This is a genomic window from Brucella ciceri (assembly GCF_041930145.1).
GTDB classification, from domain to species: Bacteria; Pseudomonadota; Alphaproteobacteria; order Rhizobiales; family Rhizobiaceae; genus Brucella; species Brucella intermedia.
The window spans coordinates 371,972-395,389 of sequence record NZ_JBHEEV010000003.1 but is presented as its reverse complement, the minus strand read 5'-3'; the positions used below and the strand labels follow the sequence as shown (position 1 = coordinate 395,389).

Sequence of the window (23,418 nt, the reverse complement as noted above, 5' to 3'; positions counted from 1 at the left end):
GCATGAGCGAACATATCCTGATCGAGCGCACAGGCGCGATCCAGATCATCCGTCTCAACCGGGCCGACAAGAAGAACGCCATCACGCGCGCCATGTATGCGACCATGGCAAAAGCGCTCAAGGATGGCGACGCCGATGACGCGGTGCGTGTGCATGTGTTTCTTGGCGTGCCGGGTGCGTTCTCGTCCGGCAACGACATGCAGGATTTCATGGTTGCGGCATCGGGCGGCGACCTTGGCAACGAGGTTCTGGATTTTCTGAACGCTCTTGCCAGCGCGAAGAAGCCAATCGTTTCCGGCGTCGACGGACTTGCCATCGGCATCGGCACGACCATCCACCTGCATTGTGACCTGACATTTGCAACACCGCACGCCTTGTTCCGCACGCCATTCGTCGATCTCGGCCTTGTGCCGGAAGCTGCGTCCAGCCTGCTCGCCCCACCGCTGATGGGACACCAGAAGGCTTTTGCGTTGTTGGCGCTTGGCCATGGTTTCACTGCGGAAGCCGCACAGGAAGCCGGTATCGTCTATCGGGTCGTAGCCGACGATGCGCTGGAAGCGGAAGTGATGAAGGCGGCGGAAGAAATAGCCGCCAAGCCTCCGCAGGCCATGCAGATTGCCCGCGCGCTGATACGCATGCCCGCCGAAAAAGTTTCCGAGCGCATCGCGCGCGAGGCCAGACATTTTGCCGAACGGCTTACCTCGGATGAGGCTCGCGAGGCTGTCATGGCATTTCTGAGCCGGAAAAAATAAACCCGGACGTTTCTTTTACGGGCGCATCTTTTCCGAAAAGGGTTCCACCTTTCGGGATGCGCCCCAAGAACATCCGGGGGCTTCTTGGAGGTCAGCCAAAGTTATTAGCTTGCCGCATTTGCCTCACGCAAAACCGCTTCACACTTTTGCTGGAAATGCTCTATTTCAGTTCCGCGCAATGATTTCCTTGCCCGAGATCACCAGACGGACGCCAAGCGTGCCCGTCTTGCGGCGAGCGAGAAAACGCGGGCGGCGACGGCGCGGCTCCTGTCCCTGGCGGCGCGCCTGCGGCTGGCCGGTGCGAACAGCGCCGGTGCTTTCATAAAGCGGGCGGGCAACACCGTCTTCCTCAACCAGCATCATCGGCAGATTGAAGCTTGCGGCCCATGCGCGCCAGTCGGCGGCAACGTCGGTCAGGTCATGCGCGACAAGCAGGGGAACGGAAAGCTGCGGATCTTCGTGCATCAGCTCCAGCGTCACCGTGATTTCGCCGAACTCATCTTCCACTGCGCGGGCGGCAACGCCCAGAAATGCGTTGGCAGGAAGCGCGATCGACATTGGCAGGCCACTTGAAGGCAGAACCTGCCGGATCACCGCGCCGCGCTCGTTGATGGTGAAGGTAACGTCGCTGCTGCCGTCGCGGGTCGCATAGGTCACGACCTGCGGAAAATGAAACGGATCGAGCCGCAATTCCCGTCCTGCCCAATCGGGCTTCAGTCCCTTGCTCATCATTTTCGACGCCTCTGTCTCTCTGTCTTATGTCCGGTTTCCCGGTTGGGCTTTTGCCCTTGTTGAGACGGAGAATAGGCGCGGTTTATTACCGATGGGCTTAATGAGTTAAGTTAACTTTTCCTTGGCTTCGGCTTTGGTTATCAGAATGCAACCATGTGTAAGAATTCGGAAATTCTTCTGAATAAGCGTTTACTAAAAGAAACGGGCGGTTAACACCGCCCGTCTTGTTTCCGTAATAATGCGGACCTTACAGAACCTTGCCGGGGTTCATGATGCCTGCCGGATCGAAGGCCGCCTTGATGCGGCGCATCAGGTCGAGCGCAACATCCTGCTTGAAGAAGGCGAGTTCCTCACGCTTGAGCTGGCCAATGCCGTGTTCCGCCGAGATCGACCCCGTATAGCTCGCAACGATTGTGTGAATACGATGGTTCAGTTCGTGCCAGCGCGCCAGGAAGGCTTCCTTGTCGGCATCCACCGGCTGCGAAACATTGTAATGCAAATTGCCGTCGCCGATATGCCCGAAACAGACGATGCGCGCACCGGGGATCATTTTCAGCGTCGCGGCATTGGCCTCATGGATGAAGGCGGGGATGGAAGCGACCGGCACGGAAATATCGTGCTTGATCGAGCCGCCCTCGGGCTTCTGCGCCCAGGACATTTCCTCGCGCATCTTCCAGAAGGATTGCGCCTGCGCCACGCTTTCACCGATGGCGGCATCCTGAATGATGTCGTTCTCGAAAGCTTCGGTGAGGATCGTTTCCAGCGTCGCACGCGCATCCTCTTCCGAGCGGGAAGAGGAAATATCGATCAGCACATACCAGTCATGCGGGCTTTCAAGCGGATCGCGCACGCCATCGACATGACGCACGGTAAATTCCACGCCGACGCGCGGCATCAATTCGAAGCCGGTCAGCGAGGGGCCCGCATGTTCGGTGGCAAGCTGGAACAGGCGCAGCACGTCTTCCGGGCTGCGCAGGCCCGCATAAGCCACGCCCTTGCCCTTCGGCTGGGGGAAGATTTTCAGAACCGCCGCCGTGATGACGCCGAGCGTGCCTTCCGAGCCCACGAACAGGTCTTTCAGGTCGTAGCCGGTATTGTCCTTCTTGACGTAGCGGAGATCATTCAAAACCTCGCCGGTCGGCAGCACGACTTCGAGGCCGAGGCAAAGCTCGCGCATATTGCCATAGGCAAGCACTGCCGTGCCGCCAGCATTGGAGCCAAGATTGCCGCCAATCTGGCACGAGCCTTCCGCACCCAGCGACAGCGGAAACAGGCGACCGGCTTTTTCCACGGCGTCCTGAAGGTTTTTCAGGATCACGCCCGCTTCGAGCGTTACCAGATTGCCAACCGTATCAAGATTGCGGATGCGGTTCATGCGGCCCAGCGAAAGAATGATGGCCGTGCCGCTTTCATCGGGCTGCTGCCCGCCCACGAGACCGGTATTTCCGCCCTGCGGCACCACCGGTGTCTTCGTTTCGCTGGCAAGCTTCATGATGGCTGCGACTTCTTCCGTCGAGCCCGGGCGAAGGACCAGCGGTGTGCGGCCATGATAGAGATCGCGCTGCTCGATGAGATAAGCGGCGAGATCTTCCGGCGCGGTCAGCGCATTCTTTTCGCCCACGATGGCGGAGAAACGTTCGATCAGAGCGGTGTCCAGCATAGTCTGTCTCTTGAATTCAAAGGGAGGATTAACGCGGGGCCGCCGCGCGTTTCAAACGGTCGTTGATGGCCTCGCCGAGACCGTCAAAAGGGATGGGTTCGACAGCGATGGTGGCGGCACCTGTCGCGTCCAGCCTGCGCATGAAATCGAACAGATTGGCCGCTGCCTCGCGCAAATTGCCATCGGCGCTCAGGTTCAAGATCGTTGCCGCGCCTTCTGCACCAGCCACGCGCTGCGGGCCGAAGGCAAGCAGCACCTCACCCGGCTGCACCGAACCAACATCGAGCCGCATCGCCGCGTCAGGCGCATAATGCGATGCCATCATGCCCGGTGCCTGAATTGCGGAAGTGTGGTCGGCACGGACCAGCTTTTCGCCAATCACAGCCTCGATTTCTTCCGCAGCCAGCCCGCCCGGACGCAGCAGATGCACCCTGTTGCCGTCAACCTTGACGATGGTGGATTCAACCCCGACGCCACAAGGACCTGCATCAAGGATAAGGTCCAGCCTGTTGCCGAGATCGCCCGCGACTGCGCTCGCGCTCGTCGGGCTGATGCGGCCCGAGGTGTTGGCGCTTGGCGCAGCCACCGGGCTGTCGAGCCCCTCGATGATATCGCGTACGCGGCCAAGCGGCATACGGATGGCGAGGGTTTGCAGCCCTGCGGTCACGAGAGGATGAATTGGCCGACCCGCATCCTGCCGGTCTTTCAGGGGCAGCACGATGGTGAGCGGCCCCGGCCAGAACATTTCGGCAAGCTTGCGTGACAGAGCGTCGAAAGTGACATAGCGCTCGGCCATGGCAATGCCGCTTACATGGGCAATCAGCGGATTGAACTGCGGGCGTCCCTTGGCCGCGAAGATGCCGGCCACGCCCTCGCCGTTGGACGCGTCTGCGGCAAGGCCATAGACTGTCTCGGTCGGAATGGCGACGAGACCACCGCGCCGCAGCACTTCCACTGCGCGCAGGACCGCCTCATCATCGAATTTGACTATATCGGACACTGGTTTTCCGCCTCTCGGGCGTCCCAAGTTAAGCCCGTTCTGCCTACACAAGCTGAGGCCCCTGCGCAAGCAAGCTCCGCCTCTCTCCGGGCACAATCACGGGAAGACGATCATGATTGCGCATGAAAAATTCCGTTTTGTTAGGTTTTTCAGGGCATGGTGCGTTTATTCATGCGTGAGGTGAATAATGTTATCGCGATTTATCGCTATTTCGCTAATGGCCGTCGGACTGCCCGCAATTGCGTTCGCCAACGGAAGCGAAGGCGCGCCGTCGACCTATCAGGTCGGCTCCATCGACTATATCGGCTATGACACGATCGGGGCCAACGGCCTGCCGGTCTGTGGCCCCTGCGCGGAAAAACACGCCGCCGAACTCGACGCACAGAAGGCAATCGAGGCACGCCGCAAGCGCGCCCGCGCCTATATGGCCCGCATGCAAGGCCAGCCCGTCCCGGATGACCTGCTAGAGCCCGCCGCCACGCCAGCGGAGGATTTCGACCCCGCCAAACCGGTGCGGGTGGTTGGCGACGCCTGGGCAGCGGCATCGGGTGAAACCGATCTCGGTTCCCTCGAACTCAGACCCGGTTTGAAATAAGCAGGACGCACGACGGGCGTTGTACGTTTTCCCTCAGCCCTTCGAGACGCCTCCCTTCGACAAGCTCAGGGAGGCTCCTCAGGATGAGGGAAAATGGAGCCGCACGTGGCTGATTATCAGCCAGCGATTTTCGAGAAATCCGCCACCTTGCCGGTTGCCGCACGGATCTGGTCGAGCAATGCCAGACGATTGGCGCGGACATTTTCGTCCTCGTCGTTCACCAGCACCTTTTCAAAGAACGTATCGACAGGACCGCGCAGCTTGGCGAGCGCCAGCATCGCGCCGTTGAAATCTTCACGGGAAATGGCAGCTTCGGCATCCTTCGAAGCCAGAGTGACGGCTTCAAACAGTGCCTTTTCTTCCGCCTCACGCAACAGAGCCGGGTCAACGTGGTCGGCGACCTTCGTACCCTTCTTTTCCTCGGCAGCGAGAATGTTGGCGGCGCGCTTGGTGCCTGCCAGCAGGTTCTTGCCGTCTTCCTCGTTGATGAAGACGATCAGCGCTCCCAGACGGCGGGCGACCAGCAGCAGATTGTCGGCTTCCGGCGACAGCACCGCGTCGATGGCGTCGTAACGCGCGCCTTCTTCCTTCAGATGCACCTTGAAACGGTCGTGGAAGAAGGACAGAAGATCGGCCAGCACTGGTTCGGAAGATGCTTCCGCCTCGGCACGAGCCTGCTTTTCATAGCTGGCCAATGCGTTGTCCACGTCCTGCTCGCCGTCGACATCGCCGGAATTTTCCGCAGCGAGCCTGGCTTCAAATTCACGAAGCTTACGCTGCACCTGACCTTCTTTCAGCGCGGCAAAGGCCGAACGGAAGAGCGGTAGCAGCGGGAATTTCCATTCCTGCGACAGCAGGAGACGGATCACGCCCAGTGCTGCACGGCGAAGCGCGTAAGGGTCTTTCGAGCCGGTGGGCTTTTCATCAATCGCCCAGAAGCCGACCAACGTATCGAGCTTGTCGGCAAGCGCGACGGCGACCGAAACCGGGTTCTTCGGCACAACATCAGACGGGCCTTGCGGCTTGTAATGTTCTTCAATGGCTGCGGCAACGGCCTCGTTTTCGCCCTGAAGAGCCGCATATTTGCGGCCCATCGCGCCCTGAAGCTCAGGGAATTCGCCGACAACTTCCGTCTGGAGATCGGCCTTGGCGAGCACGGCTGCGCGAGTGGCAAGCTTTGGATCGGCACCCACCAGCGGCGCAATCTGGGCAGCCAGTTCGCGAATGCGTTCGACGCGCTGCCCTTGCGTGCCAAGCTTGGCATGGAAGGTCACATTCAGGCTATCCAGACGCGCCATGCGCTGATCAAGCGGCTTCTTCAGGTCGAGACCGAACTTCTGTGCTGAAGCGGCCAGCTTGTCGAGGTCGGGCAGATCATGCTGGTCGGTGTGCCAGAAATAGAGCGCATCCGATAGGCGCGCGCGCACCACCTTGCCGTTGCCATAGGCGATTTCCGTGCCGCCGTCGCGGGCTGCGATGTTCGACACCAGAATGAATTTGTTGGAAAGGGCTTCCGTTTCGCCCTGCTTGCGGGTGACGAAGCATTTCTGGTTGGCGCGGATGGTGAGGCGGATGACTTCCGGCGGGATGGCCAGAAATTCTTCCTCGAACTCGCCCATCAGCACGACCGGCCATTCGACGAGACCAGACACTTCTTCCAGAAGTCCCTCGTCTTCGACCAGCTCAAGGCCGGAAGCGAAGGCGAGATTATGCGCGTCCTGCGAAATGATTTCCTTGCGGCGTTCGGCATCGAGAACCACGAAAGCCTTTTCGAGCTTTTCGACATAATCCTCGAAACGGCGCACCTTGATCCCCTGACCATCGCTCAGGAAACGATGACCGTAGGTGACATTGCCCGACCTGATGCCATCGACATCGAAATCGATAACCACGGTTTCCTCTGTTTCAGGGCCGAAAGTGCAAAGGATCGACTGCAGCGGACGCACCCAACGAAGCGAACCGGGCTTGGCAGAAGCCGCACCCCAGCGCATGGATTTCGGCCATGGGAAATTGCGGATCGTGTGCGGCACCAGTTCGGCGACGATTTCTTCCGCAGCACGGCCCGGCTTCGTCAGATGGGCGACGTAGAAATCGCCCTTCTTCGGGTCGGAATGCACGTGCGCCTGCGATACATCGCTCAGGCCTGCCTTGCGCAGAAAGCCCTGAATGGCCTGTTCGGGTGCTGTGACCGACGGGCCCTTGATGTCCTCGTGCACGTCCTTGGAACGCACGGTAAGGCCACGAATATCAAGCGCCAGACGGCGCGGCGTCCAGTAGGCGGTCGCCGCTTCGTAAGTTAAACCAGCTTCCACCAGACCATCGGTAATCATCTTTTTCAGATCACCGGCAGCCTTGCGCTGCATGCGGGCCGGAATTTCCTCGGAAAAGAGTTCGAGCAGTAGATCAGGCATCACAGAGCCTCATTCTTGTAATTAAAGCCGCCTGCATCGGTGAGCAGAAATGCCTCGCCGCACTGACGCGCAAGATTGCGCACGCGCAAGATGTAGCTCTGGCGCTCGGTGACCGAGATCACGCCGCGCGCATCCATCAGATTGAAGACGTGGGATGCCTTGATGCACTGATCGTAGGCCGGGAAAACGCTCTTGTGCATTTTATGATTGGCGTCAGGTGCCGGAGCACCAGCCTTCAGAATGGCCTCGCACTCGCGCTCCGCATCGATAAAATGCTGATGCAAGGCCTCGGTATTGGCCATTTCGAAATTGTAGCGGGAATATTCCTGCTCGGCTTGCAGGAACACTTCGCCATAGGTGACCTTCTCGTCGCCTTCGAGACCATTGAAGTTGAGGTCGTAGACATTGTCCACGCCCTGCACATACATGGCGAGGCGTTCGAGACCATAGGTCAGCTCACCGGAAACCGGCGAGCATTCAATGCCGCAGACCTGCTGAAAGTAAGTGAACTGCGACACTTCCATGCCGTCGCACCAGCATTCCCAGCCAAGGCCCCATGCGCCAAGCGTCGGGCTTTCCCAGTCGTCCTCCACGAAGCGCACGTCATGCAGCGTCGGGTCGAGACCGATCGCGCGCAACGAACCGAGATAAAGATCCTGGAGGTTCGGCGGCGACGGCTTGATGATCACCTGATACTGGTAATAGTGCTGGAGACGGTTGGGATTTTCACCATAGCGTCCGTCCTTCGGACGGCGCGACGGCTGCACATAGGCAGCCCTCCACGGCTTCGGCCCCAGCGAGCGCAGCGTCGTTGCCGGGTGGAACGTACCCGCGCCCACTTCCATGTCGTATGGCTGCAGAATGGCGCAACCGTGTTCCGCCCAATAGTTATGGAGCGTCAGGATCAAACCCTGAAAGGAACGGGTGGGATGCATATGTGCTGGCAACGTACTGGACACGGGGTCGGGCCTCGTAATTGAAATGATGGCCCGGTCTAATTTGTCAGCACGGCAGGGTCAAGCATGACATTTGATCGCTGAAAGCGCCAGACAGGCAAACATTGCGGCACCGGGCCAGACCGGACATATGCAATCGCCCAAACATAATAACGTTCTTTATCATTAAAACGGAAATTAAATATACAAAATAACATACTAATAGTTGCTTATTTAAATCGCACATGAATCTTGATAAACGGCACTTGCAATTTTGGAATCAACAGGTTTTCATGTGACTTGGAATAAGCCAGTAGTAGTAAAATCGAATAATTTATTATATAATATTGCATCTGCACGCAATGCAGAATGGTTTCTGCTTAAGCACTGGCCTTTGTTTGAGCCTTCGGATTTGGACGAGGTATTGTTGTCATGCCTGTTGAGCTGGCCGGAGAATGCCGCAGCAGAGCAGCGCGCCAGAGTAAAATTCATCCGGGCTTGCGCCAATGCCGGCATTCTGGCTGCTGGTATTGCGAATGGTGGCGACGTCCCTCAACACATCGTCGCCACGAAAATGAGACCCGCTGCTAGCGGTCAGCCCGACGTCTGTCTCCCGCTTTCCGCTTTGAAACGCGCGCCTAAGAACAGGAAGCGATTTCGATCAAGACGCGCCTCGCAACGAAGAGTGAAAGCGCTGTGCACCGCCGCCTATGCGACGGCGCAGCAATTCTCAATCCGCAGCAGGCTTGTCTTCGGCAGGCTTTTCCGTCTTGGCCGATGATTGGCCCGCGACATCGGGCAGCCCCTTCTTGAGCTTTTCCTCAATCTTGACCAGTTCTTCGGGTTCGGGCTTGCCTGCAATTGCATGGTTCCACTGGAACGTCGCTTCCAGAAGCCGCCCGACGCGCCAGTAAGCGTCACCCATGTGATCATTGATCGTCGGATCTTCCGGGCGAAGCTTGACCGCCTTTTCCAGTTCGATCACCGCTTCCGGATAGCGTCCGAGCATGTAGTAGGCCCAGCCGAGCGAGTCGACGATATAACCGTCCTGCGGTCGCAGTTCGACCGCCTTCTTGATCATGCCCAGCGCTTCATCGAGATTCTCGCCGCGGTCGACCCAGGAATAACCGAGATAATTCAGGACCTGCGGCTGGTCGGGATAAAGCTCAAGCGCCTTGCGGAAATTGGGCTCCGCCTTGTCCCATTCCTTCAGGCGTTCATAGGCAATGCCGCGCTGATAAAAGACCGGCCAGTCCTTGCGTTCCGGCGTCTTTATCTGTTGGACGGCAGCATCATAAATTTTCGCCGCGTCGGCGAAATTCTTGTCCTGCGCATAGACGCCGCCGAGCGCCAGATAGGTGCGCATGTCGGTCTTGTCGCGTTCCAGCAGTATCTTGAGCTGCTTGATGGCTTCCGCCGACTGGCTGTTTTCGGCCAGATTGAGCGCGCGCTGCATTTCGGCATCGCGGCGGTAAGGCGATTTTTCCGGCACGCGGCCATAATATTCGATGGCCTTTTCCGGCTGGCGCAATTTCGCGGAAATATCGCCCAGCTGATAAAGGGTCGCATCATTATCCGGGCGCAGCGGCAGCGACATCTGCAGATACAGCTTGGCGAACGCTTCCGCGCCGCTGCGGTTGATCGCGGTTCCAAGCGTATAGAGCGCCTCGGCGGCACCTTCCTGCGCGGTCTTGATCAGGCGTCCGTATTTCTCGCCAGCCTCGATCTTTTCGCGCATTTCGGTGATCGTCATGCGACCGTTCAGAAGCTCTTCGGCATCTTTCAAAATCTTGATCGCGCCTTCCTTGTCGCCCTGGCGGAGCTTGAAGGAGGCATAGGCCATGACGATGCGCTCATATGTATCGGGCGCAGCACTTCCGCCCGGCCGGTCGTCGACTGCCTGTTGGTAGAAATCACGCGCTTCCTGCTTCTGACCGGCAAGATCGGCTATCAGCGCGGAATTATAGGTGCGGAACAAGCCGTACCATTCCGGCCCCTGCATCTTCTGGATATCGGCGAGCGCCTGTTTCGGATTGCCCTGCCCGACCTTCACCCATGCGCTCATGAAGCCGGTCGAAAGACGATCCATATCGGATTGCAGGGACAGCATCAGAAGCGGACCGACCTTGCGATATTGCTTGCGATTGATCGCATCGATGGCCAGCGCCACGCGGGAAAACCGCTCTATGTCGGGAACATTCTTCAGTTCTTCCGCCAGAGGCAGCGCGTCGTTGAACCGGCCTTCGGTCAGCAAAACCAGCAGCAGGTCCTGCTTGATCTGCGCATTGCCCGGATCGAAGGCCATGGCCTGACGGTAGAAATCCACGGCAGCGGCGAGATTGTTGTCGGATTCGGCCGTGCGTGCGGCAAGATATGCCCCGGCGAACGAACCGGCGCGGACAGGGGGCGATGCAGGATCGGTTGTCGCCTTGGCCAAAGCGCCGCTTGTCGGGATTGCAATTCCCGCCAGAAGCGAGAGCAGCAAACCATAAAGCGGGCGGTATTTCGATCCTTGCCGCATAAAGCCCTATCCTCTTCTCAAATCCCTGTGACAGATACCGGCAAGCAAACCACAAAAGCTCCGAAGTGCCGGGCACGCTGTCTCCTTGCCGGAAAAGGCACCCCAAGCATGGCCTTTTTGGGATGGCGGGGCAAGAAAAGCATCCGTGATAGAATGCTTTTCCGAGTATTCTTGGCCTGCAAGGATGCTGGCCGGTCAGTTCACGCGGCTGATGCAGAAATCGATGACTTCGATCAGCGCGTCCTTCTGCGGCGTCGCTTTCAAAGGCGCCAGGGCGTCGCGGGCGATCTCGCCGAAATGGCGCGCGCGCTGCACCGTGTCGGCAATCGCGCCGTGCTTCGTCATCAGGCCGATGGCCTTCTGCAAGGATGCGTCGTCGCTTGCGCCCTCTTCGATCGCGTGTTTCCAGAAAGCGCGCTCATCGTCGGTGCCGCGGCGATAGCTCAATATAACCGGAAGCGTAATCTTGCCTTCGCGGAAATCGTCGCCGGTATTCTTGCCGAGATCGGCTGCTGAACCGCCGTAATCGAGCGCGTCATCGACGAGCTGGAAGGCAAGGCCGAGATTGAGGCCGTAGTCGCGCAAGGCTGCGCGATCCGCCGGCCGCGCGCCAGCGATGATCGGGCCGACTTCACCCGCAGCCGAAAACAGCGCCGCAGTCTTGGCCTTGATGACCGCCAGATATTCGTCCTCGGTTGTTTCCATGTTCTTGGCGGCGGCAAGCTGCATCACTTCGCCTTCGGCGATCACCGAGGCCGAGGTCGCCAGAACGTCCAGCGCGTCGAGCGAGCCGACATCGACCATCATCTTGAAGGCCTGACCCAGAAGGAAATCGCCGACGAGAACGCTCGCCTGATTGCCCCAGATCATGCGCGCCGTGCTTTTGCCGCGACGCAGATCGCTTTCATCGACCACATCGTCATGCAGAAGCGTTGCGGTGTGCATGAACTCCACGGCAGTGGCGAGACGCACATGGCCGTCGCCTTCATAGCCGAACATGCGGGCGGCTGCGAGCGTCATCATGGGACGCAGGCGCTTGCCGCCGGAGGAAATCAGATGATTGGCAACTTCCGGTATCATTTCGACATCGGACCCGGCGCGGGAAAGGATCATCTCGTTCACCCGCGCCATATCGGCTTTCGTCAGATCGACGAGCGGCTGAACCGATCCTTCCTGTTTCTTTTTACCGTCCAGATTCAGAACCAAACCCAATGCCATTTCTCCTAGCTGCCCGGCCACATTATTGAAACGGACCGGATTGCTCAAGTCGCAACTGGCCCCACAGCGCCCCCAAAGCGCTCCCGAGCGTTACTATTCCGACGCCTGTTCACCATTGAAGGAAGCTGTTGTCAATGCGGTGCATTCGCTACAAAGTGTTCACATGATCGAACTTATCCGTACGAATGATTCCGTTCTGCTGTCCTTTGCCGAAGCCTTGATGAAAGAGGCCGGCATCGCTTATTTCATCGCAGACACGAATATGAGCATCATTGAAGGTTCTCTCGGCGTTTTGCCGCGCCGCCTTCTGGTCAGCGATGACCAGGTTGAGGAAGCACGGCAAATCCTGATCGATGCCAAGATTGAACACGAACTGCGCGATCAATGAATCCGGAAACCGAAAATGACGCAGGTGAAACCCTCGATGTGTTCCATCGTGGGGCATTTCACCTCGTCCAGCCCGCATTGAAGGGCCATCGCTCCGGTGTGGATGCGATGATTCTGGCCAGCGCGGTTCCGAACGGCTTTGCCGGACGCGTTGCCGATCTTGGCAGCGGCGCGGGTGCTGCCGGGCTTGCCGTCGCCTCCCGCTGCGCGGGCGCCACTGTCACCCTTGTCGAGCGCTCCGCTTTCATGGCCGGTTTTGCCCGCAAGAGCATCGACCATCCGCTGAATGCGGCTCTGGCCGACCGCGTCAATGTAATCGAAGCCGATGTGGCCCTGAGAGGCAAGGCGCGCATCGCCGCCGGACTTGCCGACAACAGCTTCGATTTCGCCATCATGAACCCGCCCTTCAACGAAGCGCGGGATCGCAGCACGCCCGACCCCCTGAAGGCGGAAGCGCATGTCATGCCCGAAGGCATGTTCGAACAATGGGTGCGCACTGCGGCAGCAATCGTGAACCCCGGCGGCGGCATCGCCATCATCGCGCGGCCGGGTTCCATCTCTCCCATTCTCGAGGCCCTGTCGGGACGGTTCGGCGGCCTGAGAATCGTTCCGGTCCAGCCGCGCCCGGACGCGGCAGCAATCCGTATCGTCGTGACAGGAATACGAGGAAGCCGCGCCGGTCTCTCGCTGATGCCCGCACTTGTTCTGCACGGAAGCGAGGGACATGGCTTCACGCCGCGCGCCGATGGCATCAATAACGGGCTCGACGCCCTCGTTTAGAGCGGTTCCGGTTGGAGCGGGACAAGCCATCCATCCAGTGAACGATTTGCCTGCGCAGGCGCTTCGCATCTCTGCTGGAAAATGCACTAACTCCTCGGTTGCGCCAGCACGACCAGATTGCGGTCCGGGTCGCGCAATCGCAGAATCATCATATAGTCGGCTGCTTCGATATTGCCGGGGCGAATCCCGTCGAATGAAAGCCGCGCATGTTCGGCGCGCACATCGCCCACGATCAGTGTCAGCGTGCCGTGTCCGGCATCGGTCGGATTCTGGTAGAGCTGGAAGCCTGCGGAGGGGCCGTGATGCCATTCCGCCAGCCCCTGCATCGGCCGCGCATCCGGGTTACGGTCGAAGATCGTGGCAAACCATTCGGTACTGCGCTCGAGTTCGGAACAACTTAATTGGGCAACAATAGTTGTGAGCACCATCGTGGTCTCCTCCCGGATCGGATAACACGGCAGCATTTCATAAGTTCCGGCGGCCCGGACCCGCCGATTTCGGACAATGGGGGGCGATTTTGATTGAAACCGTGGATTCCAGCCAATATCTCTAAACCGCGATTTTCGTTCTGCGGCTCCCCGCCGCCCTTTTCCGAAAAAGCGAAACAACAAACGACAGAGCAGGCAACGGGAACCAATGAATCACAACTCAAACAACAGCCGCCCCGTATCAATCATGCGGCGCTTTCTGGATAGCGAATCTGCGGGTGGCATCAGCCTCATGGTGGCGGCAGCGCTCGCGCTCATCGTGGCGAACTCTCCGTTCGCGCACGTCTATTTCGAAGCGCTGCACCTCTATATCGGTCCGCTCAGCCTTTCTCACTGGATCAACGATGCCTTGATGGCGGTGTTCTTCCTTCTCGTGGGCCTGGAAATCAAACGCGAGTTTCTCGACGGACAGCTGGCAAGCTGGCCAAACCGCATGCTGCCCGGCATTGCCGCCGCTGGCGGCGTCATCCTGCCAGCCATCATCTTCTCGGCGCTCAACTGGCATGATCCCGTCAAGCTGCGCGGCTGGGCCGTGCCCTCCGCAACAGACATCGCCTTTGCGCTTGGCGTTCTGTCGCTCCTGGGATCACGGGTTCCCTCGAGCCTCAAGGTGTTTCTGGCGACGCTTGCAATTCTGGATGATCTTGCGGCTGTCGTCATCATCGCCATTTTCTACACGGCCGAAATCTCCATGCCCTATCTCGGCGGAGCTTTTGCCGCCGCCATCGTCCTGCTCATCATGAACCGGATGGGCGTGATGAAGCTTTTGCCCTACCTGATCGGCGGCGCGGTGCTGTGGTTCTTCGTGCTCAATTCCGGCGTTCATGCAACGGTCGCGGGCGTGGTGACGGCACTGATGATCCCGCTGAAACCTGCCCCCGGAAAGCCTGACGACATGTCGTCGCCGCTGCATGTGCTGGAACATGCGCTGGCCAAGCCCGTCGCTTTCATCATCGTGCCGGTTTTCGGCTTCGCCAATGCGGGCATATCCTTTGCCGGCCTCGACGCTTCGGTCATGCGGGATACGCTTACGCTTGGCATCATGCTTGGCCTCTTCATCGGCAAGCAGCTTGGCGTCTTCGGGGCGGCCTGGCTCGCGATCAAGACCGGTCTTGCGCAAAAGCCGCTTGGCGCCACGTGGACGCAGCTTTACGGTGTGGCGATCTTGTGCGGAATCGGCTTCACGATGAGCATCTTTATCGGCCTCCTCTCCTTCCCTTCCGACCTCATGCAGGCGGAGACCAAGATCGGCGTCCTGGCAGGCTCGGGCCTGTCGGCGATCTGCGGCTATATCCTGCTGCGGCTGGTCACCAGGCCGAAAAGCGCCTGACGAAACAAATACCGCCGCCCGGAAACAAATTTCCGGGCGGTTTTCTTTGTGTTTCCCATATTGCTCCCTACATTGCGGCTGAGAGATTTCAGTTCAGGAGTTTGCCTTGCCCGGTTTATTGACGCGTCTTGTTCCGCGCCGCTTCCGCCCGGTTTCCATCGAGATACCAGTCGTGCGACTGCATGGCGCCATCATGTCCGGAGGCTCGGCGTTCCGCCCGTCGCTTTCCATAGCGTCGACGGCAGCGATCCTAGAAAAAGCGTTCACCGACAAGGAAGCGCCCGCCGTCGCCATTTCGCTCAACTCGCCGGGCGGTTCGCCAGTGCAATCCCGTCTGATCTACCGGCGTATCCGTGATCTTGCCGCCGAACATCAGAAGAAGGTTTTCATCTTCGTCGAGGATGTCGCCGCCTCGGGCGGCTATATGATCGCGCTGGCCGGTGACGAGATCATCGCCGATCCGTCATCGATCGTCGGTTCTATCGGTGTCGTATCGGCCTCATTCGGCTTCCCCGAGCTTTTGAAGAAGATCGGCGTGGAACGCCGCGTCTATACGGCAGGCTCCAACAAGGTGACGCTCGATCCTTTCCAGCCGGAAAAGAAGGCAGACATCGAGCGGCTGAAATCCTTGCAGCTTGAAATCCACGAAACCTTTATCGACATGGTGAAGGAACGCCGCGGAGCCAAGCTTGCGGAAGACCAGGATCTGTTCACGGGGCTGTTCTGGACCGGCATCAAGGCACAACAGCTTGGCCTGATCGATGGGCTGGGCGATATGCGCAGCTTCCTGCGCAAGACCTATGGCGACAAGGTCAAGCTGAAGCTGGTTGAGCAGAAGCGCAGCCTTTTGGGACGCAAGGTTCCCGGCGTTGACATGGCGCTCGGAAATCTTGATCCGGCTTCCATTGCCGCGCATCTTGGCGACGGCCTGCTTTCCGTGGCAGAGGAAAAGGCGCTCTGGGCGCGTTACGGGCTTTGAAGAATAGTGGGAAAAACAACGCTCCGGCGAAAAACACCGTCGATTTTCCCACCAATGCTTTGAATTCCTTCGTTTCACCATGATATGGTGTCAGAAAGCGGGGCGGGCCGCTTCCCGCCCCTCCATGAACATTCGGGAACATCCGGCGTTTCGGCCTTCGCGATCCGGCAATCCGATGCGCAACCTTAAGGACTTGAGGCCATGCCCCAGCTCATTTTTCTGCTGCTGATCATCGCCGCCGCCTGGTACGGCTACCGCTCGTTCAAGCGTGAAGCCTCGCGCGTATCACAGCGTGTGCGTCAGGCGGAAAAGGAAGCGCAGAACCGGGCTCACGGCACGTTGGTGCAGGACCCCAAAACCGGCGAATATTACGTCAAGAAGGACTGACCTTTCCTTCACGAACAATTGCCGACGAAGCGATGCGATCGCCGTGTTTTCTCGTGTCACGGTCCACCAGCAGAAATGACCCTTTTTCCGAAAACCGAAACACGTGCCGATGCCGGTTCCGCGCCTTCGGTGACGCGCCTGGCTCCCGCCAAGATCAACCTCGCGCTGCATGTGACGGGGCGTCGTGCCGACGGCTATCATCTGCTCGACATGCTGGTGGTCTTTGCCCGCTTCGGCGACGTCATCCGTATCGAACCTGCTGAAGTGGACAGTTTTACGGTCTGCGGTCCTTTTGCCACGGGCATACCGCTCGACGGCGGCAATCTGGTTCTCAAGGCGCGCGAGGCGCTGCGCCAGCAGACACAGCGGGCTTTACCGCCCGTAGCCATCCATCTGGAAAAAAACCTGCCGATTGCTTCCGGCATCGGCGGCGGATCGAGTGACGCAGCCGCCACCCTGCTCGCACTTGATGAGCTATGGGGCCTCGATCTCGGTTTCGAGAAACTGGCCGCGATCGGCCTCGATCTTGGCGCGGACCTGCCCATGTGCCTGCATGGCGCATCGAAGGGGACGCCACTTGCCGCGCGCGGCATCGGCGAAGACCTGACTCCGGTTGCCGGTTTCCCGGCCTTGCCCATGCTGCTCGTCAATGACGGAACAGCCGTTGCGACCCCGGATGTCTTTCGCGCGCTCGAAAAGCGCGACCATCCGACGCTGGCACTTGCCTCCCACCCGGATATCGGACCTCTTTGCGCTTATCTGCAGACGACCCGCAACGATCTCCTTTCCCCTGCATTGAAACTCGCACCACGGATCGGTGACAAGCTCGAACTTCTTCGCCAGAGCGGATCGCTTTACGCACAGATGTCCGGTTCCGGTGCGACGTGCTACGCCATCTACGAAGACATTGCCGCCACCGAACGGGCAGCCGAACACCTCTCAACCGAAAGACCGGACTGGTTCGTCGTCGCGACCCAAAGCGTCCCCTCTCCCAAGAATAATTTCTGACCCCCATCGGGTGTGAAACCCTTCAAAATCGCCTGATTGTTCACTCTCATTGGACAATATATTGGGACAGACTGTTCGTGCTTTTTGAACAAAAGGTCTTCTACAACAGTTTTGTGAAGGCTGATATATAACACAATATATTGAATTTATTATATAATTTAGAATTATCCGTTCTGATTTCAAAAAATTGGCTGCACGAATGTGTGATCAAGAAAACATTTTCGTGACTGGAACTTTTGCTCACTGTCACCCATTTCAGCTGCATCGGAACGACGAACAAAACGCCGCTCCACTTTCCAAGGAGATAGGAAAAATGAAAAAGATTGTTCTTGCTGCCGCTGCCCTTGCTCTTACCGCCGGTGCCGCCTTTGCAGAAAACCCACGCGTTGGCGAACCTGCCGATCTTTACGCAAACGACCGCACCCCGGTCGCTTCCCAGAAGGTCGACTACACTGCTCCCGCTTCGATCGGCCAGTCCTCGTTCCAGGACGGTTCGGCTCATCGCTTCGGTGACGCATCGCCTTCGAGCTACCAGAACTAAGTCTTTTCCCAAGACTTGACGACTTGACGCAGGGCGTCGTCAGTGGCCTCCCAGCCGATGACGCCCGGTAAATTCCGGAGCTGGATATTCCTCCCAACCGTCCAGCTTCACCCAGTTATCTCCCCGATGGATGGCATGGTCGCCACCCGGGAGCCCCGGAAAGGCTTCTATGCCATCCGAAGGGGCGGTTTGTTTCAATGCATTTGTGCGACGCCGAATGTGTCCATTTGACCGCAAAATGCTTCAGAAGGATTATGAAAATGAAGAAGTTTGCTCTTGCTGCCGTTGCCGTTGCCCTTAGCGCCGGTGCTGCTTTCGCTGAAAACCCGCATGTCGGCGAACCGGCCGATCTTTATGCAAATGACCGCACGCCGGTTGCAACGCAGAGCCAGAAGCTCGACTACACGGCTCCTGCCTCGATCCAGAAGGCTCCGGTCTATGAGAACGGCTCGGCTCATCGCTTCGGCGACGCTTCGCCGTCCAGCTACGAGAACTAATCCAGACAGCATGTCTGTTGAAAAAGGCGAAGCTTCAGGCTTCGCCTTTTTGTTTGTTCAGGCTTCGTCGGGCGGCAGTATGGAATGTTTGAGCCGGACCGGCTTCAAACGCTGCGGAAGCTGTGCGAACGACACGCCGTCGAGCAACAGCGGCTTTACGACATCAAGGCGAACCAGCAGTCCGGCATCAAGCGTCGCCTTGTGGCCGAAGACTTTGCGGACCGCCCCGAACCCGCCATCTTCCGGCAGCGAAAAACGCGCGGCACCACCGCCATGCTCCATGTGTCGGCGGAGAACTTCCTCCCACCCCTCCTGCGGAATGGAACCGGGCCTCAGCAGCAGCACCCATGGCGTGCGGATTTCATCGAGCGCGGTCTCGATATCCATTTCCGCATGGAACGCACAGCCGGCACCCAGCGCGACCAGGGCGGTCTCATCCGACGAGCCCCTGTCGATGACCGACACACGTCGCAGCAACCCCTCCACGACCGCCGGCACCAAAGCCGAAAGCGTGTGAGCCAGCGCTCTCTCGGAATTCAGGGTTTCTATGACGACTGACAACATGCCCGCTTCATATATCAAGAATGGGTGAGCGGAAAGCTGACACTTTTATGTTCTTGATTTGTTCTAATTCTTGTTATAGGAATAGATTCATCAGAACAGAGTCGCATGGCAGCACGGCACGCACCGTAGAACAGCTCCCGATCTTTGAAGGACGCTGTCCCGGCTGGGTTTCGTCGTGACCCTACAAAGCCAGATGTTTCCATGCAGGGAGACGAAGATGGAAGTGATCCAGCAGGCAGATATCATCAAGCAGGCCGACAGGGCTGCCTTCGGTAGCGGGCGCGCGGATCACGCCAATGCGGTGATCGGCGAGGCCGGATTGCGCATCGATCACGCCCGCAGGCGCGGACGGGGAGCGGGCATCAATCCGACCGGGCGCTTCGAGCCGACCACGCGCCACGACTTCGACGATGGCTGGACTACGCTTGAGGAGCTGCCGCCGTTCAAGACCGACGTGCAGATCGAAAAGCCGCGGACGATCATCACCCGCAATGATTCACCTGACATCAGTTTCGACCGCTCGATCAATCCCTATCGCGGCTGCGAGCATGGCTGCATCTATTGCTTTGCCCGCCCGACCCACAGCTACATGGGACTTTCTGCCGGTCTCGATTTCGAATCCCGTCTCTTTGCCAAGCCGGATGCCCCGCGTCTCCTGGAGCGCGAACTGGCCAAGCCCGGTTACCAGCCGAAGACCATCGCCATCGGCACCAATACGGACCCTTATCAGCCGGTCGAAAAGAAGTGGCGTATCATGCGCGAAATTCTTGAAGTGCTGGAGGCCGCCAATCATCCGGTCGGCATCGTGACGAAATCCGCTCTGGTTGTGCGGGATATCGATATTCTTGGCCGCATGGCCGAGAAAGGACTAGCAAAGGTCGCCTTGTCGGTCACGACGCTCGACGCCCATCTGTCGCGCACGATGGAACCGCGCGCCTCGACGCCGACGCTGCGGCTGCAGGCCATCCGCAAACTGGCCGATGCGGGCATTCCGGCGTCGGTCATGATGGGACCGGTCATCCCCGGCATCAACGATCACGAGATCGAACGCATTCTGGATGCCGCCTATGCACAAGGTGCGCGGGAGGCAGGCTATGTTCTGCTGCGCCTGCCGCTCGAAGTCGCGCCCTTGTTCAAGGACTGGCTGCTGCGCAATTATCCGGATCGCTACCGCCACGTCATGTCGCTGGTGCGTTCCATGCGCGACGGCAAGGATTATGATGCCGAATGGGGCAAGCGCATGCGCGGCACGGGTCCATATGCATGGCAGATCGGCCGCCGTTTCGAAATCACCGCGCGCAAGCTCGGCTTCAATGCACGCCGCCTTCAGTTGCGCAACGATCTGTTCGAGCCGGTCGAAAAGGGAGGCAAGCAGCTGTCGCTGTTCTAGAGAATTTCCAGCAAAAGCGTGTGCCGGTTTTGCGTTTGATAAGGCGATAAAACAAATAGCCGGAGCGGTTCCCGCGTTTCTCTGTGAGGGAATCGCTGTGGAAAAACACCCAAAGGGGCAGCCTGTCCCCGCGTCGCTTTTCAACCTCTTCGACCTGCCAGTTGCCTGTTTAATTTCCGTCTGATTGTCCTTCAGACGGAGGGGCCGCCTGCTTTCACGCCACCATCCTCAAGCAGGGCCCTTGCGGAGAATCGGAAGCAATGCGAGCATTGCCGCCAAATGAAACGCTCGGCTTCTGATTCTCCGCTCCTCTTTGACATCCCGATCGCGCCTGACTTCTCGGAAGAGAAAAGGCTGCTTTCGCGTGGTTTGAAACATATCGTCGGCATAGATGAAGCCGGACGCGGTCCCCTTGCCGGGCCGGTGGTTGCCGCTGCCGTCGTGCTCGATATCGACAATCTCCCGGACGGGCTGGACGATTCCAAGCGGCTTACAGCTGCGAGACGCGAAGCGCTCTACGAAATCATTCTGGCGAAGGCCATCACCGTTTCGGTTGCAAGCCTCAGCGCCCGCAGCATCGACGGAAGCGATATCAGGAAGGCCGCGCTGGAAGCCATGCGGCGCGCTTCCATCGGGCTGACCCTGCGTCCATGTCACGCGCTGATCGATGGCCGCGATGTGCCGCCGGGGCTTGCTTGTCCCGGTTCGGCGCTTGTCAAAGGGGATCAGCGCTCCATTTCGATCGCTGCGGCTTCCATCGTTGCCAAGGTAACGCGGGACCGCATGATGATCCGGGCCGGGGCAGCGCACCCACCCTACGGGCTGGAAATTCATGCGGGCTATGCCACCGAAAGGCACCGTGCGGCCATCGAGACGGCGGGGCCCGTGCCCGGCATCCACCGCTACACCTTCGCCCCCATCAAAGATCGCTTCGGCGTTTAAACCGTCGCCAGCCTGGCAGCAAAGCCGAACAGCAGCGCTGCAAAGCCCCAACGCTGGACCGACTGTATGGCCGGATAACGTTTGAACAGGGTTCCGAGCGATGAGCCTGTGAAGGCATAGAGCGTATCGAACAACAATCCGACCGTGGTCATGACGCCGCCCAGAACCGCGAATTGCAGCGCTATACTGCCATTTCCCGGATGGACGAACTGCGGCAACAGGACGGAACAGAACAGCAGCGCTTTTGGGTTGAGCAGATTGGTGAGAAGGCCCTTGCGGGCCGAAGCCAGATAGGACCGCCGTTCACGGACACCGCCAACCGCATCCACTGTCGGCAGAGGATGGCGGATGATCCCTATGGCAAGCCAGACGAGATAACAGGCGCTGACGATCCGCACGCACTGGAACGCCACCGGAAAGGCATGCAGAAGCGCCGCCAAACCGAGCGCGGCAAGGGCCACATGGCACGTGCGTGCGATTGCGAGGCCAGCGGCGGTTGCCAGCGCATGGGCCCTGCCCTGCGCTGCGCCGGTCTGGAGCAGCAGAAGCATGTCCGGCCCCGGAATAAGAAATGCAGCAGCAAGTGCGCCCGCGTATAACCACATCTCGCTCATCACTATCGCCTGTAAGGATCATGCCAAATTGGCCGCGACGCAGAGGCTCATCGAAAATGATGCCGATTGCGAAGCAGTTGCAGGTCGCAGACTAGCCGGGGATGAAGGCGCATGTCCTTGCGAATTGTGGCGCAATGCTTTCTCTTTTTGATATAATCAGCCAACAGATCAACTCAAGTTGCCGGATCATGCCAAAACTTAAGCTAGACGCCATTGACCGCAAGATACTGACGGCACTTCAGGAAGATGCCCGCCTCTCCAATGTCCAACTGGCCGAGAAAATCGGCCTTTCGCCCTCTCCCTGCCTGCGGCGCGTCAAGATGCTCGAAAAGGCGGGCGTCATCCGGGGCTATCATGCAGCACTGGATCGCAATGCGGTCGGACTTGGCCTGACTGTCTTCGTCGGCATTCGCGTGGAGCGCCATCACGAGGAAACGGCGACCGCGTTCCGTACCTCCGTGCAGAACCTGCCCGAGGTGTTCTCCTGTCATCTCGTATCCGGGGAATCTGATTTTCTGTTGCAGGTCGTGGTGGCCGATCTCGCAGCCTATGAACGGTTTCTATCCGGCACGCTGCTGCGCCTTCCGGGCGTGATCGACATTCGGAGCAATTTTGCTATCCAGACGGTCAAATCGCAGGGAGAACTGCCGCTTGCGCATCTGACCGAGAACGAAGACTGACTGCACTTCTGTCCATCGGAGCCTGTCATGCCAGACATCGTCAATGCGGTTCTCCTCGGGTCCCAAGGCATTCTTCTGGGCCGTCGCAGCCCGGATCGTCGGGCCTACCCGAACCGGTGGAGTTTTCCGGGCGGACATGTCGAGGCCGGGGAAGACCTTGATTGCGCGCTGCAACGAGAAATCCACGAGGAACTTGGACTGACGCTCCGCTCGTTTTCCTTCCTCACGACGATAGAGATCGCAATACCGGCAGCTTCATTCCATCTCTATACCGTTACCGCATGGGACGGCCAGCCTGCCATTCGCGACCGGGAGCACACCGAGCTGCGATGGTTCACGCCGCAGGAAGCAGAGGCATTGGCTGACCTTGCGCTCGAAGAGTACCGCCCGTGGTTCCGCAGATTGGGAGGGACGGAAACCGGCCCCGGATCCGACCGGTTTTAAAAGCCGTTTCTCGACATAAAACAAAAACGCCGCCCTTTGGAGGCGGCGTTTTTCTGAAAATTATATGAGCCGTGATCAGTTCAAGTTCGTCTTGACCTGAGACAAGGCATCCTTGAACAGGTTGCCTGCAACCTTTGCATCGACCTTTTCGGCAACGATCTTGCCGGCTGCGGCGACTGCGAGGTCGACTGCCGATGCGCGGACCGCGTTGATGGCATCGACTTCAGCCGTTGCGATCTTCTGCTCGGCAAGCTTGTTGCGGCGTGCAACATATTCTTCCGTCGCGCGCTTGGCGTCTTCGAGAAGCGCCTTGGCTTCACGTTCGGCGGAAGCAACGATATCGCTTGCTTCCTTTTCGGCTTCCTTGCGCTTGCGATGATATTCGGCCAGCAGCTGCTGGGCTTCTTCGCGAAGCGTGCGTGCTTCTTCCAGCTCGTTCTTGATGCGGTCAGCGCGCTCGTCGAGCGACCGGCCGACCATGCCCGGAACCTTCAGATAGGCGAGGATCGCCAGAAAGATGATGAGGCCAATCAGTGCCCAGAATGTAGCGTCCATTGTCCTCT

At 58.9% G+C, this 23,418-nt stretch carries 25 protein-coding genes; 14 read left to right on the top strand and 11 right to left on the bottom strand.

Going from position 1 to position 23,418, the window contains the following annotated elements; genetic code table 11:
* Nucleotides 1-2 precede the first annotated feature (2 nt).
* Nucleotides 3-752 carry a crotonase/enoyl-CoA hydratase family protein gene (locus JNC63_RS08215; protein ID WP_006470653.1) on the top strand — a complete coding sequence of 250 codons (750 nt, stop codon included), beginning with the start codon at nt 3-5 and terminating at the stop codon, nt 750-752.
* A gap of 165 nt (nt 753-917) precedes the next feature.
* Here JNC63_RS08215 and JNC63_RS08210 read toward each other — a convergent pair whose 3' ends face one another.
* From JNC63_RS08210 to JNC63_RS08200, 3 genes are all read right to left on the bottom strand, one after another.
* Nucleotides 918-1,484, bottom strand: a complete 567-nt coding sequence (locus JNC63_RS08210) for a DUF6101 family protein (RefSeq protein WP_006470652.1) — start codon at nt 1,482-1,484, stop codon at nt 918-920.
* A gap of 247 nt (nt 1,485-1,731) precedes the next feature.
* A complete protein-coding gene (locus JNC63_RS08205; RefSeq protein WP_022567720.1) occupies nt 1,732-3,144 on the bottom strand; it encodes an FAD-binding oxidoreductase in 1,413 nt (470 codons plus the stop codon).
* Between the two features lie 28 nt (nt 3,145-3,172).
* Complete coding sequence (locus tag JNC63_RS08200; RefSeq protein WP_021586159.1) at nt 3,173-4,144, bottom strand: L-threonylcarbamoyladenylate synthase; 972 nt, start codon at nt 4,142-4,144, stop codon at nt 3,173-3,175.
* Between the two features lie 187 nt (nt 4,145-4,331).
* Here JNC63_RS08200 and JNC63_RS08195 point away from each other — a divergent pair, with 187 nt between their 5' ends.
* Nucleotides 4,332-4,739, top strand: a complete 408-nt coding sequence (locus JNC63_RS08195; RefSeq protein WP_031346462.1) for a hypothetical protein — start codon at nt 4,332-4,334, stop codon at nt 4,737-4,739.
* Between the two features lie 116 nt (nt 4,740-4,855).
* Here the strand turns inward: JNC63_RS08195 and glyS are convergent, their stop codons facing one another.
* From glyS to JNC63_RS08175, 4 genes are all read right to left on the bottom strand, one after another.
* A complete protein-coding gene (gene glyS / locus JNC63_RS08190) occupies nt 4,856-7,150 on the bottom strand; it encodes a glycine--tRNA ligase subunit beta (protein ID WP_374846213.1) in 2,295 nt (764 codons plus the stop codon).
* A complete protein-coding gene (locus tag JNC63_RS08185; protein ID WP_006470647.1) occupies nt 7,150-8,085 on the bottom strand; it encodes a glycine--tRNA ligase subunit alpha in 936 nt (311 codons plus the stop codon). Before JNC63_RS08185 ends, glyS begins: the two co-directional genes overlap by 1 nt.
* A 730-nt stretch (nt 8,086-8,815) precedes the next feature.
* Nucleotides 8,816-10,606 (bottom strand): tetratricopeptide repeat protein, encoded by a 1,791-nt coding sequence (locus JNC63_RS08180; protein ID WP_006470646.1) that lies wholly within the window; start codon nt 10,604-10,606, stop codon nt 8,816-8,818.
* Between the two features lie 195 nt (nt 10,607-10,801).
* Nucleotides 10,802-11,818, bottom strand: a complete 1,017-nt coding sequence (locus JNC63_RS08175; RefSeq protein ID WP_006470645.1) for a polyprenyl synthetase family protein — start codon at nt 11,816-11,818, stop codon at nt 10,802-10,804.
* Nucleotides 11,819-11,987: 169 nt separating this feature from the next.
* Between JNC63_RS08175 and JNC63_RS08170 the strand changes: the two genes are divergently transcribed.
* Both JNC63_RS08170 and JNC63_RS08165 read left to right on the top strand, forming a co-directional pair.
* Nucleotides 11,988-12,212, top strand: a complete 225-nt coding sequence (locus JNC63_RS08170; protein WP_025089683.1) for a putative signal transducing protein — start codon at nt 11,988-11,990, stop codon at nt 12,210-12,212.
* Nucleotides 12,209-12,991, top strand: a complete 783-nt coding sequence (locus JNC63_RS08165) for a tRNA1(Val) (adenine(37)-N6)-methyltransferase (RefSeq protein WP_021586163.1) — start codon at nt 12,209-12,211, stop codon at nt 12,989-12,991. The genes JNC63_RS08170 and JNC63_RS08165 overlap by 4 nt, the downstream gene beginning before the upstream one ends.
* Before the next feature lie 86 nt (nt 12,992-13,077).
* Here the strand turns inward: JNC63_RS08165 and JNC63_RS08160 are convergent, their stop codons facing one another.
* Nucleotides 13,078-13,419: a VOC family protein gene (locus JNC63_RS08160; protein ID WP_006473374.1), complete on the bottom strand. Its 342-nt coding sequence runs from the start codon at nt 13,417-13,419 to the stop codon at nt 13,078-13,080.
* 208 nt (nt 13,420-13,627) lie between these two features.
* On the opposite strand from JNC63_RS08160, the gene nhaA reads away from it, so the two are divergent.
* The 6 genes from nhaA to JNC63_RS08130 all read left to right on the top strand — a co-directional run bounded on the left by nhaA (nt 13,628) and on the right by JNC63_RS08130 (nt 18,221).
* The gene (nhaA, locus tag JNC63_RS08155; protein WP_006473373.1) at nt 13,628-14,809 is read left to right on the top strand and encodes a Na+/H+ antiporter NhaA; all 1,182 of its coding nucleotides are present in this window, start codon (nt 13,628-13,630) and stop codon (nt 14,807-14,809) included.
* A 106-nt stretch (nt 14,810-14,915) separates the two neighbouring features.
* The gene (locus JNC63_RS08150; protein ID WP_006473372.1) at nt 14,916-15,788 is read left to right on the top strand and encodes a S49 family peptidase; all 873 of its coding nucleotides are present in this window, start codon (nt 14,916-14,918) and stop codon (nt 15,786-15,788) included.
* Nucleotides 15,789-15,989: 201 nt separating this feature from the next.
* Nucleotides 15,990-16,175, top strand: coding sequence for a membrane protein (locus tag JNC63_RS08145; protein ID WP_006466164.1), 186 nt, complete (start codon nt 15,990-15,992; stop codon nt 16,173-16,175).
* 75 nt (nt 16,176-16,250) lie between these two features.
* Nucleotides 16,251-17,183 carry a 4-(cytidine 5'-diphospho)-2-C-methyl-D-erythritol kinase gene (locus tag JNC63_RS08140; RefSeq protein WP_006473371.1) on the top strand — a complete coding sequence of 311 codons (933 nt, stop codon included), beginning with the start codon at nt 16,251-16,253 and terminating at the stop codon, nt 17,181-17,183.
* A gap of 313 nt (nt 17,184-17,496) precedes the next feature.
* The gene (locus JNC63_RS08135; protein WP_006473370.1) at nt 17,497-17,724 is read left to right on the top strand and encodes a hypothetical protein; all 228 of its coding nucleotides are present in this window, start codon (nt 17,497-17,499) and stop codon (nt 17,722-17,724) included.
* A gap of 260 nt (nt 17,725-17,984) precedes the next feature.
* Nucleotides 17,985-18,221: a hypothetical protein gene (locus JNC63_RS08130; protein ID WP_006473369.1), complete on the top strand. Its 237-nt coding sequence runs from the start codon at nt 17,985-17,987 to the stop codon at nt 18,219-18,221.
* Nucleotides 18,222-18,278: 57 nt separating this feature from the next.
* Here the strand turns inward: JNC63_RS08130 and JNC63_RS08125 are convergent, their stop codons facing one another.
* The gene (locus JNC63_RS08125) at nt 18,279-18,785 is read right to left on the bottom strand and encodes a glycosyltransferase family protein (RefSeq protein ID WP_006472836.1); all 507 of its coding nucleotides are present in this window, start codon (nt 18,783-18,785) and stop codon (nt 18,279-18,281) included.
* 217 nt (nt 18,786-19,002) lie between these two features.
* Between JNC63_RS08125 and JNC63_RS08120 the strand changes: the two genes are divergently transcribed.
* Complete coding sequence (locus tag JNC63_RS08120) at nt 19,003-20,175, top strand: PA0069 family radical SAM protein (protein WP_063881935.1); 1,173 nt, start codon at nt 19,003-19,005, stop codon at nt 20,173-20,175.
* 279 nt (nt 20,176-20,454) lie between these two features.
* On the top strand, nt 20,455-21,117 hold the full coding sequence (gene rnhB, locus JNC63_RS08115; protein ID WP_006472838.1) for a ribonuclease HII: 663 nt from the start codon (nt 20,455-20,457) through the stop codon (nt 21,115-21,117).
* Here the strand turns inward: rnhB and JNC63_RS08110 are convergent.
* On the bottom strand, nt 21,114-21,731 hold the full coding sequence (locus JNC63_RS08110; RefSeq protein ID WP_006472839.1) for a LysE family translocator: 618 nt from the start codon (nt 21,729-21,731) through the stop codon (nt 21,114-21,116). The two genes, rnhB and JNC63_RS08110, sit on opposite strands and share 4 nt — an antisense overlap.
* A gap of 188 nt (nt 21,732-21,919) precedes the next feature.
* Here JNC63_RS08110 and JNC63_RS08105 point away from each other — a divergent pair, with 188 nt between their 5' ends.
* Together JNC63_RS08105 and JNC63_RS08100 are read left to right on the top strand one after the other, a co-directional pair.
* On the top strand, nt 21,920-22,411 hold the full coding sequence (locus tag JNC63_RS08105) for an Lrp/AsnC family transcriptional regulator (protein ID WP_025089690.1): 492 nt from the start codon (nt 21,920-21,922) through the stop codon (nt 22,409-22,411).
* Nucleotides 22,412-22,438: 27 nt separating this feature from the next.
* Nucleotides 22,439-22,855 carry an NUDIX domain-containing protein gene (locus tag JNC63_RS08100; protein WP_063881931.1) on the top strand — a complete coding sequence of 139 codons (417 nt, stop codon included), beginning with the start codon at nt 22,439-22,441 and terminating at the stop codon, nt 22,853-22,855.
* 75 nt (nt 22,856-22,930) lie between these two features.
* Here JNC63_RS08100 and JNC63_RS08095 read toward each other — a convergent pair whose 3' ends face one another.
* Nucleotides 22,931-23,410 carry a F0F1 ATP synthase subunit B gene (locus JNC63_RS08095; protein ID WP_006466156.1) on the bottom strand — a complete coding sequence of 160 codons (480 nt, stop codon included), beginning with the start codon at nt 23,408-23,410 and terminating at the stop codon, nt 22,931-22,933.
* Nucleotides 23,411-23,418: the final 8 nt, after the last annotated feature.

What these genes read in the sequence shown, in the direction of transcription:
- JNC63_RS08215 (WP_006470653.1), top strand. Translation starts at nt 3, where the DNA reads ATGAGCGAACATATCCTGATCGAGCGCACAGGCGCGATCCAGATCATC.
- JNC63_RS08210 (WP_006470652.1), bottom strand. Translation starts at nt 1,484, where the DNA reads ATGATGAGCAAGGGACTGAAGCCCGATTGGGCAGGACGGGAATTGCGG.
- JNC63_RS08205 (WP_022567720.1), bottom strand. Translation starts at nt 3,144, where the DNA reads ATGCTGGACACCGCTCTGATCGAACGTTTCTCCGCCATCGTGGGCGAA.
- JNC63_RS08195 (WP_031346462.1), top strand. Translation starts at nt 4,332, where the DNA reads ATGTTATCGCGATTTATCGCTATTTCGCTAATGGCCGTCGGACTGCCC.
- glyS (WP_374846213.1), bottom strand. Translation starts at nt 7,150, where the DNA reads ATGCCTGATCTACTGCTCGAACTCTTTTCCGAGGAAATTCCGGCCCGC.
- JNC63_RS08185 (WP_006470647.1), bottom strand. Translation starts at nt 8,085, where the DNA reads ATGCATCCCACCCGTTCCTTTCAGGGTTTGATCCTGACGCTCCATAAC.
- JNC63_RS08180 (WP_006470646.1), bottom strand. Translation starts at nt 10,606, where the DNA reads ATGCGGCAAGGATCGAAATACCGCCCGCTTTATGGTTTGCTGCTCTCG.
- JNC63_RS08170 (WP_025089683.1), top strand. Translation starts at nt 11,988, where the DNA reads ATGATCGAACTTATCCGTACGAATGATTCCGTTCTGCTGTCCTTTGCC.
- JNC63_RS08165 (WP_021586163.1), top strand. Translation starts at nt 12,209, where the DNA reads ATGAATCCGGAAACCGAAAATGACGCAGGTGAAACCCTCGATGTGTTC.
- JNC63_RS08160 (WP_006473374.1), bottom strand. Translation starts at nt 13,419, where the DNA reads ATGGTGCTCACAACTATTGTTGCCCAATTAAGTTGTTCCGAACTCGAG.
- nhaA (WP_006473373.1), top strand. Translation starts at nt 13,628, where the DNA reads ATGAATCACAACTCAAACAACAGCCGCCCCGTATCAATCATGCGGCGC.
- JNC63_RS08145 (WP_006466164.1), top strand. Translation starts at nt 15,990, where the DNA reads ATGCCCCAGCTCATTTTTCTGCTGCTGATCATCGCCGCCGCCTGGTAC.
- JNC63_RS08140 (WP_006473371.1), top strand. Translation starts at nt 16,251, where the DNA reads ATGACCCTTTTTCCGAAAACCGAAACACGTGCCGATGCCGGTTCCGCG.
- JNC63_RS08135 (WP_006473370.1), top strand. Translation starts at nt 17,497, where the DNA reads ATGAAAAAGATTGTTCTTGCTGCCGCTGCCCTTGCTCTTACCGCCGGT.
- JNC63_RS08130 (WP_006473369.1), top strand. Translation starts at nt 17,985, where the DNA reads ATGAAGAAGTTTGCTCTTGCTGCCGTTGCCGTTGCCCTTAGCGCCGGT.
- JNC63_RS08125 (WP_006472836.1), bottom strand. Translation starts at nt 18,785, where the DNA reads ATGTTGTCAGTCGTCATAGAAACCCTGAATTCCGAGAGAGCGCTGGCT.
- JNC63_RS08120 (WP_063881935.1), top strand. Translation starts at nt 19,003, where the DNA reads ATGGAAGTGATCCAGCAGGCAGATATCATCAAGCAGGCCGACAGGGCT.
- rnhB (WP_006472838.1), top strand. Translation starts at nt 20,455, where the DNA reads ATGAAACGCTCGGCTTCTGATTCTCCGCTCCTCTTTGACATCCCGATC.
- JNC63_RS08110 (WP_006472839.1), bottom strand. Translation starts at nt 21,731, where the DNA reads ATGAGCGAGATGTGGTTATACGCGGGCGCACTTGCTGCTGCATTTCTT.
- JNC63_RS08105 (WP_025089690.1), top strand. Translation starts at nt 21,920, where the DNA reads ATGCCAAAACTTAAGCTAGACGCCATTGACCGCAAGATACTGACGGCA.
- JNC63_RS08100 (WP_063881931.1), top strand. Translation starts at nt 22,439, where the DNA reads ATGCCAGACATCGTCAATGCGGTTCTCCTCGGGTCCCAAGGCATTCTT.
- JNC63_RS08095 (WP_006466156.1), bottom strand. Translation starts at nt 23,410, where the DNA reads ATGGACGCTACATTCTGGGCACTGATTGGCCTCATCATCTTTCTGGCG.